We start from the raw sequence: 17,644 nt of genomic DNA, 5'->3' as shown, positions 1-17,644 counted from the left end.
AAGTTATAAGTTTTTTTTTAATTTTCTACTTCATTCAGTATTTCTTTTTATCAATATCAGTATCATCTTCCACCACTAGGTTTTCTAAGATGAAGGTTTGTCTGTCCGGTGTATTTTTCCCCATGTAGAATTCCAGAAGCTGATCAATCGTCTGGTCTTTTCCCACTACTACAGGTTCTAAACGGATATCTTTACCAATGAAGTGCTTAAATTCGTCCGGAGAAATTTCTCCCAATCCTTTAAATCGGGTGATTTCAGGATTTTTCCCCAGTTCGTTTAAGGCTTTTATTCTTTCTGTTTCAGTATAACAATATCTTGTTTCTTTTTTATTCCTTACTCTGAATAACGGAGTCTGAAGGATATACAGATGTCCGTTTTTAATCAGATCCGGGAAGAACTGCAGGAAGAAAGTAATCATCAGCAAGCGGATGTGCATCCCATCCACATCAGCATCGGTAGCAATAATTACCTGATTGTATCTCAGGTCTTCCAGACTTTCTTCAATATTTAAAGCGGCCTGAAGAAGGTTAAATTCTTCATTTTCATACACCACTTTCTTGGTAAGACCATAACAGTTCAGTGGTTTACCCTTCAGTGAAAATACGGCCTGAGTTTCTACATCTCTGGATTTTGTGATAGATCCTGATGCGGAATCTCCTTCGGTAATGAAGATCTGCGTATCTCCTTTTCTTTCGGCTTTCTGATCGTTATAATGCTGTCTGCAGTCACGAAGTTTTTTATTGTGAAGAGATACTTTTTTTGCTCTTTCTCTGGCCAGTTTCTGAATTCCGGAAAGTTCTTTTCTTTCTCTTTCGGAAATTAATATTTTTCTCTGAATTGCTTCTGCTATTTCCGGATTTTTGTGCAGGAAATTGTCCAGTTTACTCTTCAGGAAATCAATAATGAATGTCCTTACGGTAGGTCCGTTCGGTCCCATGTCATTAGATCCTAATTTTGTTTTGGTCTGGGATTCAAAAACAGGTTCTTCTACATTGATCGAGATGGCAGCAATGATAGACTTTCTGATATCAGAAGCATCAAAACTTTTATTGAAAAATTCACGAATTGTTTTCACATACGCTTCACGGAATGCATTAAGGTGTGTTCCTCCCTGTGTTGTATTCTGTCCGTTTACGAATGAGAAATAGGTTTCTGTCTGTGATTTGTCAGAATGGGTAATCGCTACCTCAATATCATCATCCTTTAAATGGACGATCGGATAAAGGATATCGCTTTCCAGTTCTTCTTCCAATAAGTCTTTAAGACCGTTTTCAGAATAATAGGTTTCTCCGTTGAAAAGAATTTTAAGTCCTGGATTCAGGTAAGCATAGTTACGGAGCATTCTTTCAATATACTCTTTCCTGTATTTGAAATGCAGGAAGATTTCTCCGTCAGGAATAAAAGAAATTTCAGTACCGTTTCTGTCTGAGGTTTCTTTCTCATCAAAGTTTTCTGTAATCATTCCACGGGAGAATTCAGCAACTTTCATTTTTCCATCACGGAAAGAACGAACTCTGAAGTAATCTGACAGGGCATTTACCGCTTTAGTACCAACCCCATTCAAACCTACAGATTTTTTAAACGCTTTACTGTCGTACTTACCACCAGTATTCATTTTTGAGACAGCGTCTACCACTTTCCCTAGTGGAATTCCACGTCCAAAGTCACGGATGGTAACTTTGCCATCGTCCAGTTTTATTTCAATTCTTTTCCCTGATCTCATCCTGAATTCATCAATAGAGTTATCAAGGATTTCTTTTAACAGGATATAAATACCATCATCAGCGGAAGAACCGTCACCGAGCTTCCCGATGTACATACCGGGGCGTAAACGGATGTGTTCCTGCCAATCGAGGGTTCTGATATTATCTTCGGAGTAGGTTGGATTTATTTCTTGTGACATATATGATTTCAGCAAACATACAAAAGTACAAAATTGTCCAAAATTATCCGAATTTTTTTCCTCTTGTTTTTTTCAATATTCTACTACAACCATTGTATTATTCTTAATCAAATTATATATTTACGAAATTATCATTATCATGTGAAAAATTTATTTACTTTCCTCACATTATCTGTAATTTTATTCTTTCCCTCATTATTTCCTTCACAGATCCCCGGGATGGTGAACTATAGCGATGAGGAAGGATTAAATTGTTCTTATACGTATCATCTGAGACAAGATAAAAATGGTTTCATCTGGATAGGCAGCGATAATGGTTTATTCAGATTTGACGGAAAAGAATTTAAACAATACGGTAAGAAAGAAGGATTAAAGAATATTGATATTATCTCCTGTGAACCTTTGCCCAACGGAGAGGTATTCATTCTTCCCTTTCTGAATGATTTTGCTTATTTAAAAAACGGCCGCGTTATCAATCTGAATATTAATGAGTACGTAAAAAATCAATTTTCAAGCTCAATTCCGAAAGTTACCCGTGATGGAAACCGGCTTTATCTTTATGGCAATTTAAATCCTCAGAATATTTTCATCTATGAAAATGGAAAAGTTAAAAAGATCCCTATCCCATTAGAGTACGGGAAAAGATATTTTGCAACGCTCAGGTTTGAACCACACACCTACAATCTCTATTTGCATGATCCTCATCAGGAAGATATACTTGTCTACAACATCATTACCGGAAAAAAGCAGCATTTGAAAGCAGGAACCGGAAGTATGATCTGTGAAAAAGATGATCTTTTTGTCTTCTTAAATAAAAATACAATTGAAGTGTATCAGCTTTCTGCTCCTTCAGGTATAAAAAAGATCAGTTCTTATGATTGCAGCCCACAAGAGAATGTTTTCTACGGACTTATTGATAAAAACAATAAACTGTGGCTGAATATAAGTAATGGAGGGGTTTTATATTTCAACCAATCACTTACTGTAAAGAAGAGAAACCTTGGTACTCCCATCAAAATACTGGAACGCTATGTGATCAATAATGTTCTGGTAGACAAGGACGATAACGTATGGTTCAATTCAAGGAATAATGGTGTATTTTCATCTCAAAATCCCTTTTTGCCAATCATATCAATTTGCCTGTAAAAAGTAATTCTGATTATATAAAAGCCATTGCAAAAGATAACGGAAATATTATTCTCGGCTACAATCAATCTGCCGGAGCTCTTATCAGCAAAGACAATAGGATAAAAAATATCATCCTTGATAAAGGTGATAAAGATGAAAACATCTCTGTTTATTTAAAAGGGAATATTTCCATTTTCGGTTTATCAGGTAAAGTGATTGTTCATGATATAGCCAATAATACTTCTAACAAAATATACTGTTCCTTAAAAAACATTGTCCCTTACACCCAGGATTCCTTATTTTTCTGTACATCTGGAGGTTTATTGACCTACAGTTTAAAAAGTAAAAAAACAACTACCCTTTTTCCGGAACGGGTATACACCGTTTTCCCTTACGACAAAGAGAATCTGTTTACCGGCAGCTTCAGCGATCTGTACAAATACAATATCAGAACCCGAAAAAAGACTTTATTCTTGAAAGGATATTATTTTACGGACATTAAAAAATTAGATGATCACACCTATTTGGGAGCTACTAACCTCAACGGGATTATTCTTTTTAATACTCAAGGAATTATAAGAAAAATCGGGAAAAATGATGGATTAATCAATGACCAGGTTAAAAAAATAGAAGTAGAAAATAACAATACGTTCTGGGCAAGCACCAATTCCGGAATATCCAGAGTTGAACTGACAGCAAAAAATCAACATATCAGTAACTTCACCCAGACAGACGGGCTTCCCTCTGATGCAGTGGCCGGCTGTGCAATAAAAAATGATACCATATTCATTGGAACTTCTAAAGGACTTGGAATATTTTCCATCAAAAAACTACTGACACAGGAAAAATTCATTCATAAAAAGGTCGTCATTAATTCGGTGTCTATTGAAAATAATGAGCATTACGACCTGCAGAAAAGCCTGACTGCTTATCCCCACAATACTGTTATTTTCAATCTCAGCTTTCTTGATTATCCCTCACTGGGAAAAATAAGCTATAAATATAAGCTGGAAGGCCTTAATAACTCATGGCAGATCAATAATTCTTCTAAAGTCATCTTCAACTCTATTCCCCCAGGTAAATATACCTTCCGGGTTTATGGTTTGGGATATAACGGAAAACAATCCTACGCTTCTTCCGATCTCACTTTTCATATAAAACCTCTATTCTGGCAGACATGGTGGTTCAGGCTGATATTGGCCATCGTCATCATCGGAACTCTCTTGATGATCATCTCTTCTTATCTGCACAAAAAAAAGAATAAGAAAATGGAAAAAATGGAGTATGAAAAGAAGATTGCCGAACTTGAACTCCAGGCTATTAAGGCTCAGATCAACCCTCATTTTATTTATAACTGTCTCAATTCCATCCAATTTTTATTGTATAAAAAAGATTACCTCGAAACAGAAAACTATCTGGATATTTTCGCCAAGATGATCCGAAAAACGCTTTATTATTCAGAAAAAACCTTCATGCCTATAAAAGATGAAGTAGAATATCTCACATTGTATCTTGATATGGAAAAGCTTCGTGTAAAAGATCTTTTTGATTATAAAATTATTATTTCTGAACAGGTAGATCAAAACTGGACGATTCCTTCTTTACTGATCCAGCCTTTTGTGGAAAATGCAATAAAACATGGCATTTCAGGCTTAAAGGACAGAAAAGGAGAAATTCTTATCAGCTTTGATTATACGAATGTTTCTTTACGCATCACCATTGAAGATAATGGTATAGGAATTTCCAATCAGGAATCTTTGAAAAAAGACAACTCCTTTGGGGTAAAACTTTCTCATAAAAGAATTGAGACTTTCAAACAGCTTTTTGATACCAATATATTTTTAGAAATCAATGCGTTTCCGGAAAACAACAGACAGGGGACACAAATTAAACTTTATATACAACCTTATGAGAAATAAAATACAGGCATGCATTGTTGATGATGAACAAGATGGTAGAGATTATATTGCATTACTTATGGAAAATGAATTTCCTGAAATCAACATAGAATTCCAGGCTTCCTCCGTTGAAGAGGCTTATATTTATCTTATCAAAAACTCTCCTGAAATTCTGTTTCTGGACATTCAGTTGGGTGACGGAACCACTTTCGATTTACTGTCAAAGTTTAATGAAGTCCATTCTCAGATTATTTTCATCACAGCACACGAAAATTTTGCTATTCAGGCGATTAAAAACGGGGCTACAGATTACCTTTTAAAGCCTATAAAAAAAATAGATTTTATTATTGCTGTCAATAAAGCCCTGGACAATATCAAAAAAATACAGACTCCTAATCATCCTCTTCTTAAAGATAACAAAATCGTTCTTTCTACTCTTCAGGGATTTAAGTTGGTAGAAATATCCAATATCATACGCTGTGAAGCAGATTCAAGCTATACTCTTTTTTATCTTGCTGATAAATCAAAAATAATGGTATCCAGAACGCTTCATGAGTTTGAACCCATTCTGATGGAACACCATTTTTTCAGAATACATCATAAGCATCTTATTAATATTAATCATCTTCAGGAATATATTAAAGGCAGAGGCGGACAGGTAGTAATGAGCGATGGATCCGTTCTGGATGTCTCCTACCGCAAGAAGAATGACTTCCTTTCCACCATAGGAAAACCCGAATAAAAATATTTTCTTTCGCACTTACTTATTCAACCTCCGCACTTATTAGTTGGAGCTGTTTTTTGTTAAGGCTCTTCTCTACTTTCGTCATGTTAAACAAAAAAAAATTATCATGAAAATCACTAGAAAAGTACTCAAGAGAAATCAAATGGGATCCATTGCCGGAGGAACAGCGTTTATTACCCCAAGTAACCCTGGAACAATCCCTCAACCCCAGCCTCCTATTGCGCCTAATCCGCAACCTATCGGAGGACTTCCCTTTATTTATACCATGCCATGGAATGGATTACCATGGATTGAGCCTAAATAATAATGATTTTAAAAATACATTCCAGTCTACCGATTGGAATGTGGTTTTTAAAAAGAAAAAGTTTCGGAACAGTCTTAATTCCGGACCAGAAAATAATATAAAAACTAAAAATTAAAACATGAAAAAGATAATATTCTACATAGCTTTGGTTTCTCTTTTATCCGTATCCTGTTCTGATGTGATAGAACAATATGAAACTGAAGCATCCAATTCCCAACTCATGAACAGGGATCTCACTTCAGAGGATGAAACAAAATATGCTGAAGAGGGAGAACCCACCGTATTAGGAGAACAACTTCCTATTCCATACACAATTGAAAACATGATGGCTGCTTACAAATCATTGCTGGCCGAGCCAAAAGCAGAAGGCAACAGATCATTGACTGCTGTAAATATTCGCTCTACACACAAATACATTAAATTCAATCCGGCAACGGAAGATGAACTGGAAGCACTACAACAATCCGATCTTATTCTTTATGATTATCCACTTGATAAAGAAGTATTGGTGGTCGGTAAATTCTATCATGATCCTGATGTTCCGGCCGATCAGCCTACACCGCAATATGCAACTGTGAGGAATGAAACAGCCTTACCTGCCGGTATTAGCTATGAAATTCTTCAGGAGGTGTACCTTCCTGAAGAGGATATTGAACTCTTAGGCACTGGTAATATGAATTATAAATTCGTCTATAGTCTGGTCAATAGAGCAGAAAACATATCCGGTTTCACTCCTTGGGAGCCTAGCGACTATAAGCCCTGGGATAATATAGGAGAACCCGGGCAATGGTATCCCAATCCAAACCCAAATCCCGGAGGAGGCGGAGGTGGTGCCCCAATATATGGTACTATTCGAATCTTTGATACAAGGTTAAATACACTGATCCCTTTTGAAGGCGCCAAAGTTACCGCTAAAAGGGGTTTGAGAACAAGAGAAGGAATCACCAATGCAAATGGCCAGTACGGACTGGACGGTACACCTTTCCCAAACAACAAAAAAGTAGACTTCAAGCTGCATATGGATAGAAAGCATTTTGTAATTAAAGATAACCAGATTAGCCCTTCCAATGTGATCCGGAATAATATCAAAAGTAATCATTGGAGCCATGACATCATGCCTGGCTATGAAAATATGCAGGGCCATATGTTTAGAGCAGCCTACCGTTATTTTTATAAAGATATTGGAGGCTTACAAAGACCTGTCAGACCTAGTGGAAACCGTTCACATATTATAGCGAAGAATACAGCTAAAGATTGGCAGGGAATCAATTACGTGGTTTTTCCTTACCTGAAGATAGCAAGATTCCGACCTGGGTCAACGACAGAATATCAGTCTGATGATTATTTTTCAACGACTGTACATGAACTTGCCCATACTTCGCATGTTATCAAAATGAACACCGGGGCAGTTCAATATTCACAGGTTAATTCGATGCTGCAAGAAAGCTGGCCATGCGCTGTAGAATGGTTTGTAACAGGAATAGAATATAGAGAAAGAGGTATTGCAAATTACGGAACTCCAAATTATAATCCCTCTAATCCACCTGTATTCCCTAATCGTTTCGGATATCAGTTCTGGAGTTTGAATACAAGTTCTGACTACACAAGCTTATTTATTAACTTAGTGGATAACTTCAACGAATTGGGACAGTCATTTAGCTCTCAGCCTATGGGAACAGTCAATGATCAGGTTACCGGCTATACTTTAGCCAATATTGAAACTAATCTTCTAAAATATTGTTATGGATTAAGCAGTTTAAGCACTCAGCTTAAAGCGAACAGACCCGCAGGAGTAAGCAATGCACAGATTGATTTACTATTGAGCTTTTATTAAGTTTATTCCATTAAAAATAACGACCATCCTTACAACAGGATGGTCGTTTTATATAACTAATTTATTTCAGTCCTACTTCATGTAAGGATTCAAAATATTACCTTTTATTTTCCAGCTGCCCAATCATATTTTTCAGCATCGCTGGTACAATCATTTTATGGAAAGGCCGAACGGGTAAAAAATACAGCACTCCCAGCCAGTTATGAAATTTTACAGTAGTGGAGATGGTAAGGGAGTTTTTATTGATCTCTTTTTTATTCTTGTCTATGAAAAGAGAAACTCTGAAATCCAGATGCTTGTCATCTTCTCCCAGAACAATTTCGTTGTTGGTTTTATCAAACACCTTAAAAAGCCCTACACGCTCTCCTACTTCACATTGAAAATCCTTCTCTGTTGGTTGCTTTTCTGCTTCATTTCCGGTTTTTAATCCGAATAATCCCACTATTTTATTTCTGAAAGCAAACATTTTCTTTCCCCATTTTGGTCCGCTTGTAAAGAAAGCTTTTCCTATTTCCGAGATATCGATGTTTCCTCCGTCATTGGCAAGTTCTCCCTCAAAACTATCCATATAATCAAAATCTTTTTTCCCTTGAGATAAAATAGACTTTTCAGGAAACTCTGTCTTATTAATCCTCATTGTCATTGTTTTTATGGTTGTTGGCCTAACAAATGTAAGTATCTTTTCATTGATTTAAAAGGAAAATTTAAACAAATGTTTAGATTTGTTGTATATTCCGAAACTGACATTTAATTTTAAAATTTTTCATTATTCTTTTTAAAAATGCTATTTTCTAATTTTTATTACTATAAGTTCAATCTGTTTTAATTATTTCATTAAATTCGGTCAACAAAACTGTTTTTATGATACAACTTCCTTTATCAAAACTTTCCAATGTAGGAACTACTATTTTCAGCCAGATGACTCAGCTTGCCAATGAGAATGAAGCCATCAATCTGTCTCAGGGTTTTCCTGATTTTATGCCAGATTCAGAATTATTAAATCATGTAGATTATTTTATTAAAAAAGGCTTCAACCAATATGCTCCTCTTGGCGGAATGATTGGCTTAAAGGAAGAAATTGCACGAAAAATTGAAAACAGCCATAAGGCAGTTTACCATCCGGAATCTGAAATAACAGTTACTGCAGGCGGCACACAGGCCATTTTCACGGCTATTGCATCATTTATTAAAAAGGATGACGAAGTAATTATTTTTGAACCGGCGTATGATTGTTATGAACCTACTGTAGAACTTTTCGGAGGTATTGTAAAACGGTTTGAAATGAAAGCTCCGGATTATGAAATCAACTGGGCGGAAGTAAAGAATCTTGTCAGTGAAAAAACCAGGATGATCATTCTTAATAATCCTAACAATCCTTCAGGAAAAATCTTGAAAGAAAATGACTTACAAGAACTTATTAATCTGGTAAAAGGCACTTCCATTCTTATTTTGAGTGATGAAGTGTATGAAAATATTGTTTTTGATGGAAAACAGCACTTAAGCATCTGTAAGTATCCGGAATTGAAAGAAAGAAGCCTTCTTGTAGCCTCTTTTGGGAAACTTTTCCATGTTACCGGATGGAAAGTGGGCTATTGTGCAGCACCTAAAAGTTTAACAGAAGAATTCAGGAAAGTGCATCAATTCAATGTTTTTTGTGTAAACACTCCTATTCAGCTGGCTTTGGCAGAATACATGAAGAATGACGAACATTATACTTATCTGAATCAGTTTTTCCAGGAAAAAAGAGACTTTCTGAGAAAAGGTCTTGCAGGTACATCATTCGAACTTATGGATTGTGAAGGAACTTATTTTCAGGCGTTGAAATATGATAAGATTTCTGATAAAAATGATTTTGATTTTGCTTCAGAACTTACCATCAATCATAAGGTGGCCAGCGTTCCCTTCTCTTCTTTCTATAAAAACAAGCTGAATGAGAATGTAATCAGGTTATGCTTTGCCAAGAAGCAGGAAACTCTGGAAAAAGCTCTTGAGAATTTATCAAAGATTTAATACTTCCTGATTAAAACAAAGAGGCAAAGAGATTATGCATACAACTCCGGAAATGTTTCCGGAGTTTTTATTTTCTATTCAAAGATGAATTTTAAATTAACGGAGAAAGCAGTCTGGCCAGGTGTTCAAAAAAAACTTTGAATTTTGACCTTTTCTTCCAGGTATCAAGGAAGATTTCTTCACAATCATTCATATCCTCAATAAAAAGATTTTTAAGCTTAAGGTTAATTTCAGCATCAAAGATTAATGTATTCACCTCAAAATTAAGTTCCTGACTTCTGACATCCATATTCGCTGTTCCTACAGACGAAAAATGGTCATCAACAATCATTGTTTTGGCATGAATAAACCCTTTCTTGTAAAAGAACACCCTCACTTTGTTCTCCAGAAGTTCTTCGTAATAGGAATAGGCAGCGGCATTCACCACTACCGAATCTCCTGATTTTGGCACCATAAGCCTTACATCAATTCCCGAAAGACCAGCCTGCTTTATAGCATTCAATACCGTTTCAACAGGAATAAAATAAGGTGTTACAATATATACTCTTTTCTTCGCAGAAAGAATTGCCGAACTGGTGCACAACATAATAGAAGGCCTGGTATCAGGTCCACTTGCAGCAACCTGAACGAGGGAACTTCCTGCTTCTGTTTTTTTATAACCGAAATAAGACGTTGAGATTTCAGGAAATTTTTCAGTGGCAAAAACCCAGTTGCTGAAAAACAAAAATTGAAAATAAAAAGCGGCTTCTCCTTTAATATAAAGGTGAACGTCTCTCCAGTACTGTTTGGGATTAGGATTGATGTATTTATCCGAAACATTAATGCCACCTGTAAAAACCTCAGCACCATCTACAATAATAATCTTTCTGTGATCTCTGTAATTCACTCTGTTGGCAAGAAGCCTGAAAGTAATTTTGTTAACAGGAGATACTTCTACCCCAGCTTTCTGTAATCCTTTTAAAAACTTCCGGCCTAATTTCCCACTTCCCAGATCATCATAAAGAAAACGTATTTTAACACCTTGCTTTGCTTTCCTCATCAATAGATCAGCAAGCCTGTTCCCTACTTCATCATTATCATAAATATAATATTCGAGATGGATATGATGGGTTGCCTTTTCAAGTACTTCGAAAACTTTTTCAAATTTAGCCTCACCATTGATCAGAACTTCAGTATGATTTCCCTGAGAAATGGGTGCATTTCCGGCATTATAAAGAAAATTAACTGTGAGTAGAAAATTCTGCAATTCTTCCTGATGACCATTCAGTGTTTTATGATGGGTTTCTTCAATATATTGCTGTACTTTCTGATATATCTGCTCATTACGTTCTATTTTGAAGGTATAAAATTTATTCTTCCTGAAGTTGACCCCAAAAACAAAATAAATAATGATTCCCACCACCGGAAGAAAAATAATAAGCAGAAGATAAGCCAGTGTTTTGCTTGTATTTCTGGTATCCATAATAATCTTACCCGCAAGGAAAGTAACCCCGAGAAGATAAAGGGCCTCCAGTCCCAGCAGAAGGTAGGGGTACTGATCAAGAAATTCTTTAATCATATAAACTGATCTCTAGATTAAAGATAATAAAAAAGGCCAAAAAGGAAATTAAAAATTCCGCTTTTGGCCTTTAAAAGTTCTATAGGAACATTCCTCCTGAAACTTCTATTCTTTGTCCATTGATCCACCTTGCATCTTCCGTACACAGGAATGCCACCACTCCACCAATATCATCCGGAAGACCTACTCTTCCCAGTGCCGTTGCACCTGCTACCATAGCATTGATCTCTTCATTATCCCTTACTCTTCCGCCGCCAAAATCTGTTTCAATAGCTCCCGGCGCCACAACATTGGCTTTAATTTTTCTTGAACCGAGCTCTTTAGCCATGTATTTCGTAAGCATTTCTACTCCAGCTTTTATAGATCCATAAACAGAGGATCCAGGTGTTGCAAATCTCGCCAACCCTGAAGAGACATTAATAATACCTCCTCCATCGTTGATAAATGGCAATAATTTTTGAGTCAGGAAAAACACTCCTTTAAAATGAATATCTACCACATCGTCCAATTGTTCTTCCGTTACTTCCGTAATCGGGGAATATAAGGCTGTTCCTGCATTATTGATCAGGTAATCAATATGAGTACTTCCTGTATTTTGCTGCAAATGATCTGTTACGTTTTTTACAAAAGCATCAAAGCTTTTAATATCTTTTGTATCAAGCTGAAATGCTGTAGCATTTCTTCCCATTGACTTGATTTCAGAGACAACAGCATCAGCTTCTTCTTTGTTGCTTCTGTAGGTAATAATAACATCTAATCCTTTTTGAGCAATTTTAAGTGCCGAATTTTTCCCTAATCCACGGCTTCCTCCGGTTACCAGTGCAATATTTGTTTTTGTGTTCATTGTATTTTGATTATTTTGATGGTACAAAGTTGGGATATTTTCAGACTGTAGTATTTGCTTGAATCAATCTGAAATTTGCAAAATTCAAATCAGGAACGAAATTCCAATGGAGTAAACGTTGTTTTCCTTTTAAAAAAATTGGAAAAATGGGCAATCTCTTCAAATCCCAGGGCGTAAGATATTTCTGAAACATTCCATTTTGTCTGTTTTAAAAGTATTTTAGCTTCCTGAATAATCCGGTCCGAAATAAATTCTGTGGTTGTCTTTCCAGTGCTTTCCTTTAATCTTTTGTTTAAATAATTGACATGAACAGCCAATCGGTCTGCATAATCTTTTGCTGTTTTCAATTGCAGTCTCTGTTCCCATGATTCAATAGGGAACTGCCTTTCCAACAGCTCTATAAACAAGGAAACCACTCGCATGGATGCATCATTTGAAGCCGAAATTTTGGATGCAGGCTGTAATTTCTGCCCATAATGAATCAGCTCCAGAACATAGTTTCTGATCAGATCATATTTAAAGACATAATCTGAATCTATTTCTTTTTTTATCTTTTTAAAGAGGCTTTCAATCTCTTCTGCAAGCTCACCGTCAATTTCAAAAACAGGAACTCCGCCTGGCTGAAAAATAGGAAGATCTTCCAGATTGTAATAAGACTTATCCTTAATAAAGAAATCTTCCGTAAAAACACAGAAACTTCCGGACTGATCCGGGGCTTCAGGAACCCAGTGATAGGGAACTTTAGGTGTAGCAAACAATAGAGCGTTTTGCTTTATTGAAATTACTTTGTCTGCGTATTCTGCTCTATTTCTTCCTTTTATAAAGCTTATTTTATAGTACTTTCTTCTATTATAAGGCATTTCAGAAGTAGTCTTGGCTCTTTCTATCGTTTGGGCAATATCAAAAACATTAAAGTGACCAATGTCTTTATGAAGTCCTTTTGGAAAAATACTTTCAAGATCCTTGCCCAGTTTGGCAGCCATCTCCTTGTAAAAATCTTCCAGTGAGGTATGTGCAATTTTTTCCATCGCAGATGATTTGTAAAATTCAAATATACGAAGTTATCAATCAACCTTTTTTGAAATGATTACAGATTGCTCGTCCGATCTCAAGACTTTTTTAAATTTCAAAAAAACACACCATATGGATTTATTAAAAATTTCAATGGAATCACTTATTCTATTGAAAATTTATCACAATATTACAGATGCAACACTATATTTTTTTTCATTTTTTTCTATATACAGTGATATAACTCATTTATTTTTATTATTTTCGTTAAAACTAACCCATTAAAAATCAAATCAATGAGAAATCAAATCAGTCAAATCGGAAAAAAATTAAACAAAAAAGAATTAAGAACCATTAAAGGTGGTCTTATCAACTGTATGGAACCGGTTCTTTGTCCTACCCCTTGTGAGCCTTCTTCTGATCCATATGGATGCACAATCATTTCTCCAAAATGTGCACAAAAAGAGTGCAGACCTCAATTATAAATAAAACATCATTTAATAAAAAAAAAAATTATGAAAAAGGTAGAATTAAGCAAAGGTAAAAAGCTTGAAAAAAAACAATTAAAAACTATTTTAGGAGGTATGTTAGATTGTATGGAACCAAGACCATGTACAGAATTTCCTTGTGAAACTTATCCCCCTGACGATGTCAGAAACTGCACTAAAATTTCTGTGGGATGCGCCCAAAAAATCTGCAGACCACAACCATAAAGATAGAATTCTTCACTAAACCAAAAATTAAACATTATGAAAAATCAAGATTTAAATCACGGAAAAAAATTGAATAAAAAACAATTAAGAGTAATTACTGGTGGAAAAGAAATGTGCTTGCTTCCAGACCTTACTTGTAAGAAATATTCTTTTGCCTGTGCAGAAATTCAATGCCAGCCTGGTATTGAATTGTAAAAGCAAAAAAAAACTAAACCATAAAAAAAACTTAAACGAATGAGAAACCAACATTTAAATAATGGTAAAAAACTTAATAAAAAAGAGTTGAAAACCATTAAAGGAGGCGTAATGATATGTGCTGGAGGAGCTAACGGAGGATGTGCACAAATTCATCCATCATGCTATGAAAAGCAATGCCGTCCTGGGGTAACAGAAGTGTGCATGCCAACATCAAATACTTGTATAAAAAGGTCTTTTAATTGTGTAGAACCACCATGTTGGCCAAACTTAGAGCCTCCAATATTATAATGATATTAAATGAATCGCTTCTTTAAAAAGAAGCGATTTTTAATTTGTATTCATTTAGCTCACAGTACCACCTAGATCTTTTAGCATCCATTTTCCCTTTATATACTCTGCAGCATAATCATTAGTAAATCCACTTCCTGAAACATAGATATAGAATATATTCGGATCTTTATCATTGGTTTGAATTTTGGAAATGTTCCTGTCTGTTACATCCGTAATCCTCAGATAAGGAGTTTGCTTATTTTTATCTTCCGAAACAAATAGTACTCTTGCCTCAGGGTTAATCTGATGAAAATAGTCACAATCAGTTTCATAAATCTGAAATGTATAATGTAGTTTTTTCATATTAATCATTCCATTATTGGGCTGTAAAAGCTCATAAAGCTGAGTAAATTTGTTCTTCTCAGATTTAAATAAAGGATTCATATCCTCAAAGTCATTAATGCCATCTCCATCTGTATCCTTATCCATCTGATTAAGTCCAAAACTTTTCTCAAAGATATCATTATAACCATCATGATCAGAATCCTTCGTTACATCTTTCAGGTTCATTTTAAAAAGTTTCCCGTCTTCCATTGCAGAATAATCATCATATCCGGGAAGCCCTCCTACCTTTACAATTTTCACAAGACTTCCTTCAAACTGAAGAAACCCATCTTTGATAATAGGCAATTCCTGAATTTCGTTGATGTAATAATGGCTGAAACTCAATCCAAGAAAATATGCTTTAGGTTTTTCATTTTCAATAGTCAGAAGCCAGAAGCCAAGTCTGTTTCGTCCTAAACCATACAAAACATTCCCTACCTGCTGCGAAGAATAAAACGCAAACTGATCTGAAAATTTCTCTCTGAATACTTTAAACTGACTTTCCAGCCTTTTTTCCATTTTTTCATATACTTCAGATCCTGCATGGGTAAAAGATTCAACACTGTCTTGCCTAAAACTGCGGTATTTCTTAAGGCTAGTAATTTCTAAATAATCAACCTTTTTATTCAGTATCTGCTTCACAGTATAAGGCTTCTGTTCCTTATAAACTTCAAACACCTGATCTCTTCTGTTGGTAAAACAGTTTTTCTCAACAGATTGAGAACATGAAAAAAATAAAATAAGAATTGTAAAATAACAGATTTTCATAGTTAAAGTTTGATGTATAAAAGCAAAAAACGCTCCCAAATTCATGGAAACGCTTTTTTTTATAACTAACTTTAATACTTTTCTTATACGTTGAATCTAAAGTGCATGATGTCGCCATCCTGTACGATATATTCTTTACCTTCTACAGAAAGCTTTCCAGCTTCTTTTACTTTTACTTCAGAACCATAGTTTACGTAATCGTTATACTTGATTACTTCTGCACGGATAAATCCTTTTTCAAAGTCTGTATGGATTACTCCCGCAGCTTGTGGAGCAGTCCATCCCTGTCCGATAGTCCAGGCTCTTACTTCTTTTACCCCAGCTGTAAAATACGTCTGAAGTTTCAAAAGATCATACGCTTTTCTGATCAAACGGTTAACACCAGGTTCTGTAAGCCCTAGCTCATCAAGGAAAATTTCTCTTTCTTCGAAAGTTTCAAGCTCATTGATATCAGCTTCGATCTGAGCGGCTAATACTACTACTTCAGCACCTTCGCCTTTAGCCATTTCTTCAATCTTAGCAATCCACTCATTTCCGTTTTTGATAGAGTTTTCATCTACGTTACAAACGTAAAGAACCGGTTTATTTGTCAACAATTGAACTTCTCCGATGATTGATTTTGTAAAGTCATCAGTGGCAAATTCTCTTGCATTTTTACCATCTTCAAGGAATTTCTGTAAGTTCTGAAGAGTTTCGTAAGTAAGGATATCTTCTTTCTTCCCTGATTTGATGAATTTTTTAGCTTTCTCAACTGCTTTTCCTACGGTTTCAAGGTCTTTCAGCTGAAGCTCTATATCAATAATTTCTTTATCTCTTAATGGGTCTACTGAACCTTCTACGTGAACGATATTTCCGTTATCAAAACATCTTAAAACATGAATAATCGCTTCACACTCACGGATATTAGCTAAGAACTGGTTCCCCAATCCTTCTCCTTTGCTGGCTCCTTTTACAAGACCTGCAATATCAACAATCTCAACTACAGCGGGTAAAACTCTTTCAGGTTTTACGATTTTCTCCAGTTCAAACAATCTCTGATCCGGTACAGAAACCGTTCCAAGGTTCGGTTCAATCGTACAGAAAGGATAGTTTGCTGATTGAGCTTTTGCGTTGCTCAGACAGTTAAAAAGAGTTGATTTACCTACATTCGGTAAGCCTACGATTCCACATTTCATATTGTAAAATTCAAAGTTTAAGGTTTAGGAGCAACTCAAGGAATCTTCAACTTTAAACATTGAACTCAGAACCTTGAATTACGAGTGTGCAAAGATAGTGATTTTTGGCAGAGTTTCATAATAAAAAAAATCTGCCAATATTCTGACAGATTTTCAAAAGGTTTGGATTCACCGGATGTTTTATGGGTTAGCTCCCGTAGCATTCTGGGCCAGCGGAACATCATTCGGTGCTTCCTCTAAAGTTTTATCTAAAGTAAATAAAGATTCGTCAGTAGCTCTGTCACCTCCTGCGATTTTCAATTTATCTATTAAGTTTTGAGCCAATGTTTCCTCTTCAATCTGTTCCTGAACAAACCATTGCATAAAATTCCATGTAGCCCAGTCTTTTTCTTCCATAGAAAGATCTACGATTCTGTAAATAGCAGTGGTATTGTCAACTTCATGTTTAAATACACCATCAAAGCAGGCAGTAAGGCTTTCGGGATCTGCGGGAGGAGCAGGAATAGCGTCTACCTTTGGTTTTCCTCCTCTGTTTAAAATATATTCCATGAATTTGATCGAGTGATTTCTTTCTTCCTGAGCATGGCGGTAAAGAAAGTTGGCAATTCCCTGATAACCTTTATCATCAGCCCAAATTCCGTAGGATAAAAAACGTGTGATGCATGAATTTCCTTGTTCATCTGATCACTTAATGCCTTTTCCATGTTGGTGGAAAGTCTTTTAGTATTCATAATGTTATATTTTGGTGATTATAGAATGAATCATGCAAAAACAGTTCCGATAAGTTCATTATTTGCTATAAAATCCCATACCATGCTTAAAAATAATACTGGTTTACAATCATTTAAGCTAATAATTTATAGTTATTCTAAAATAAAACCGGTTCTCAGGCAGAACCGGT

Annotated in this window: 18 protein-coding genes; 9 read left to right on the top strand and 9 right to left on the bottom strand. The window is 35.5% G+C overall.

Going from position 1 to position 17,644, the window contains the following annotated elements; all coding sequences use genetic code 11:
* Nucleotides 1–34: 34 nt before the first annotated feature.
* The gene (locus tag KBP46_RS01395; RefSeq protein ID WP_216444447.1) at nucleotides 35–1,903 is read right to left on the bottom strand and encodes a DNA topoisomerase IV subunit B; all 1,869 of its coding nucleotides are present in this window, start codon (nucleotides 1,901–1,903) and stop codon (nucleotides 35–37) included.
* 219 nt (nucleotides 1,904–2,122) lie between these two features.
* Here KBP46_RS01395 and KBP46_RS01390 point away from each other — a divergent pair, with 219 nt between their 5' ends.
* The 5 genes from KBP46_RS01390 (at nucleotide 2,123) to KBP46_RS01370 (ending at nucleotide 7,812) form a co-directional block, all read left to right on the top strand.
* Nucleotides 2,123–3,049, top strand: coding sequence for a two-component regulator propeller domain-containing protein (locus KBP46_RS01390; RefSeq protein ID WP_216444446.1), 927 nt, complete (start codon nucleotides 2,123–2,125; stop codon nucleotides 3,047–3,049).
* Nucleotides 3,040–4,950: a histidine kinase gene (locus KBP46_RS01385; protein ID WP_216444445.1), complete on the top strand. Its 1,911-nt coding sequence runs from the start codon at nucleotides 3,040–3,042 to the stop codon at nucleotides 4,948–4,950. The genes KBP46_RS01390 and KBP46_RS01385 overlap by 10 nt, the downstream gene beginning before the upstream one ends.
* On the top strand, nucleotides 4,940–5,671 hold the full coding sequence (locus tag KBP46_RS01380) for a LytTR family DNA-binding domain-containing protein (protein ID WP_216444444.1): 732 nt from the start codon (nucleotides 4,940–4,942) through the stop codon (nucleotides 5,669–5,671). Before KBP46_RS01385 ends, KBP46_RS01380 begins: the two co-directional genes overlap by 11 nt.
* 109 nt (nucleotides 5,672–5,780) lie before the next feature.
* Nucleotides 5,781–5,978 (top strand): hypothetical protein, encoded by a 198-nt coding sequence (locus tag KBP46_RS01375; protein ID WP_131797524.1) that lies wholly within the window; start codon nucleotides 5,781–5,783, stop codon nucleotides 5,976–5,978.
* 118 nt (nucleotides 5,979–6,096) lie between these two features.
* On the top strand, nucleotides 6,097–7,812 hold the full coding sequence (locus KBP46_RS01370) for a hypothetical protein (protein WP_216444443.1): 1,716 nt from the start codon (nucleotides 6,097–6,099) through the stop codon (nucleotides 7,810–7,812).
* Between the two features lie 97 nt (nucleotides 7,813–7,909).
* Here the strand turns inward: KBP46_RS01370 and KBP46_RS01365 are convergent, their stop codons facing one another.
* Nucleotides 7,910–8,449 (bottom strand): DUF2867 domain-containing protein, encoded by a 540-nt coding sequence (locus tag KBP46_RS01365; protein ID WP_216444442.1) that lies wholly within the window; start codon nucleotides 8,447–8,449, stop codon nucleotides 7,910–7,912.
* Nucleotides 8,450–8,673: 224 nt separating this feature from the next.
* On the opposite strand from KBP46_RS01365, the gene KBP46_RS01360 reads away from it, so the two are divergent.
* Nucleotides 8,674–9,822, top strand: coding sequence for a methionine aminotransferase (locus KBP46_RS01360; protein WP_120231443.1), 1,149 nt, complete (start codon nucleotides 8,674–8,676; stop codon nucleotides 9,820–9,822).
* Between the two features lie 91 nt (nucleotides 9,823–9,913).
* Here the strand turns inward: KBP46_RS01360 and cls are convergent, their stop codons facing one another.
* From cls to KBP46_RS01345, 3 genes are all read right to left on the bottom strand, one after another.
* A complete protein-coding gene (gene cls, locus KBP46_RS01355) occupies nucleotides 9,914–11,380 on the bottom strand; it encodes a cardiolipin synthase (RefSeq protein ID WP_216444441.1) in 1,467 nt (488 codons plus the stop codon).
* Between the two features lie 79 nt (nucleotides 11,381–11,459).
* Nucleotides 11,460–12,224: an SDR family NAD(P)-dependent oxidoreductase gene (locus KBP46_RS01350; RefSeq protein ID WP_123279977.1), complete on the bottom strand. Its 765-nt coding sequence runs from the start codon at nucleotides 12,222–12,224 to the stop codon at nucleotides 11,460–11,462.
* 89 nt (nucleotides 12,225–12,313) lie between these two features.
* The gene (locus KBP46_RS01345) at nucleotides 12,314–13,252 is read right to left on the bottom strand and encodes an AraC family transcriptional regulator (RefSeq protein WP_062675155.1); all 939 of its coding nucleotides are present in this window, start codon (nucleotides 13,250–13,252) and stop codon (nucleotides 12,314–12,316) included.
* Nucleotides 13,253–13,531: 279 nt separating this feature from the next.
* Between KBP46_RS01345 and KBP46_RS01340 the strand changes: the two genes are divergently transcribed.
* Genes KBP46_RS01340 through KBP46_RS01330 form a run of 3 tightly spaced genes read left to right on the top strand, consistent with a single transcriptional unit; the run spans nucleotide 13,532 to nucleotide 14,143 of the window.
* Nucleotides 13,532–13,720, top strand: a complete 189-nt coding sequence (locus KBP46_RS01340; RefSeq protein ID WP_062675156.1) for a hypothetical protein — start codon at nucleotides 13,532–13,534, stop codon at nucleotides 13,718–13,720.
* Nucleotides 13,721–13,750: 30 nt separating this feature from the next.
* Nucleotides 13,751–13,948, top strand: a complete 198-nt coding sequence (locus KBP46_RS01335; protein ID WP_062675157.1) for a hypothetical protein — start codon at nucleotides 13,751–13,753, stop codon at nucleotides 13,946–13,948.
* A 36-nt stretch (nucleotides 13,949–13,984) separates the two neighbouring features.
* Complete coding sequence (locus tag KBP46_RS01330; RefSeq protein WP_167348781.1) at nucleotides 13,985–14,143, top strand: hypothetical protein; 159 nt, start codon at nucleotides 13,985–13,987, stop codon at nucleotides 14,141–14,143.
* 345 nt (nucleotides 14,144–14,488) lie between these two features.
* Here KBP46_RS01330 and KBP46_RS01325 read toward each other — a convergent pair whose 3' ends face one another.
* From KBP46_RS01325 to KBP46_RS23415, 4 genes are all read right to left on the bottom strand, one after another.
* Nucleotides 14,489–15,568 carry a hypothetical protein gene (locus KBP46_RS01325; RefSeq protein ID WP_216444440.1) on the bottom strand — a complete coding sequence of 360 codons (1,080 nt, stop codon included), beginning with the start codon at nucleotides 15,566–15,568 and terminating at the stop codon, nucleotides 14,489–14,491.
* Nucleotides 15,569–15,651: 83 nt separating this feature from the next.
* The gene (gene ychF, locus KBP46_RS01320) at nucleotides 15,652–16,743 is read right to left on the bottom strand and encodes a redox-regulated ATPase YchF (RefSeq protein WP_062675159.1); all 1,092 of its coding nucleotides are present in this window, start codon (nucleotides 16,741–16,743) and stop codon (nucleotides 15,652–15,654) included.
* A gap of 180 nt (nucleotides 16,744–16,923) precedes the next feature.
* Nucleotides 16,924–17,349, bottom strand: coding sequence for a ferritin (locus tag KBP46_RS01315; RefSeq protein ID WP_253297308.1), 426 nt, complete (start codon nucleotides 17,347–17,349; stop codon nucleotides 16,924–16,926).
* Nucleotides 17,277–17,474 (bottom strand): hypothetical protein, encoded by a 198-nt coding sequence (locus KBP46_RS23415; RefSeq protein ID WP_253297150.1) that lies wholly within the window; start codon nucleotides 17,472–17,474, stop codon nucleotides 17,277–17,279. Before KBP46_RS23415 ends, KBP46_RS01315 begins: the two co-directional genes overlap by 73 nt.
* Nucleotides 17,475–17,644: the final 170 nt, after the last annotated feature.

It is taken from the genome of Chryseobacterium sp. PCH239 (assembly GCF_018924625.1).
Classification (GTDB): Bacteria; Bacteroidota; Bacteroidia; order Flavobacteriales; family Weeksellaceae; genus Chryseobacterium; species Chryseobacterium cucumeris.
The sequence above is the reverse complement of the archived record's forward strand: the minus strand, read 5'-3'. Positions and strand labels throughout refer to the sequence as shown.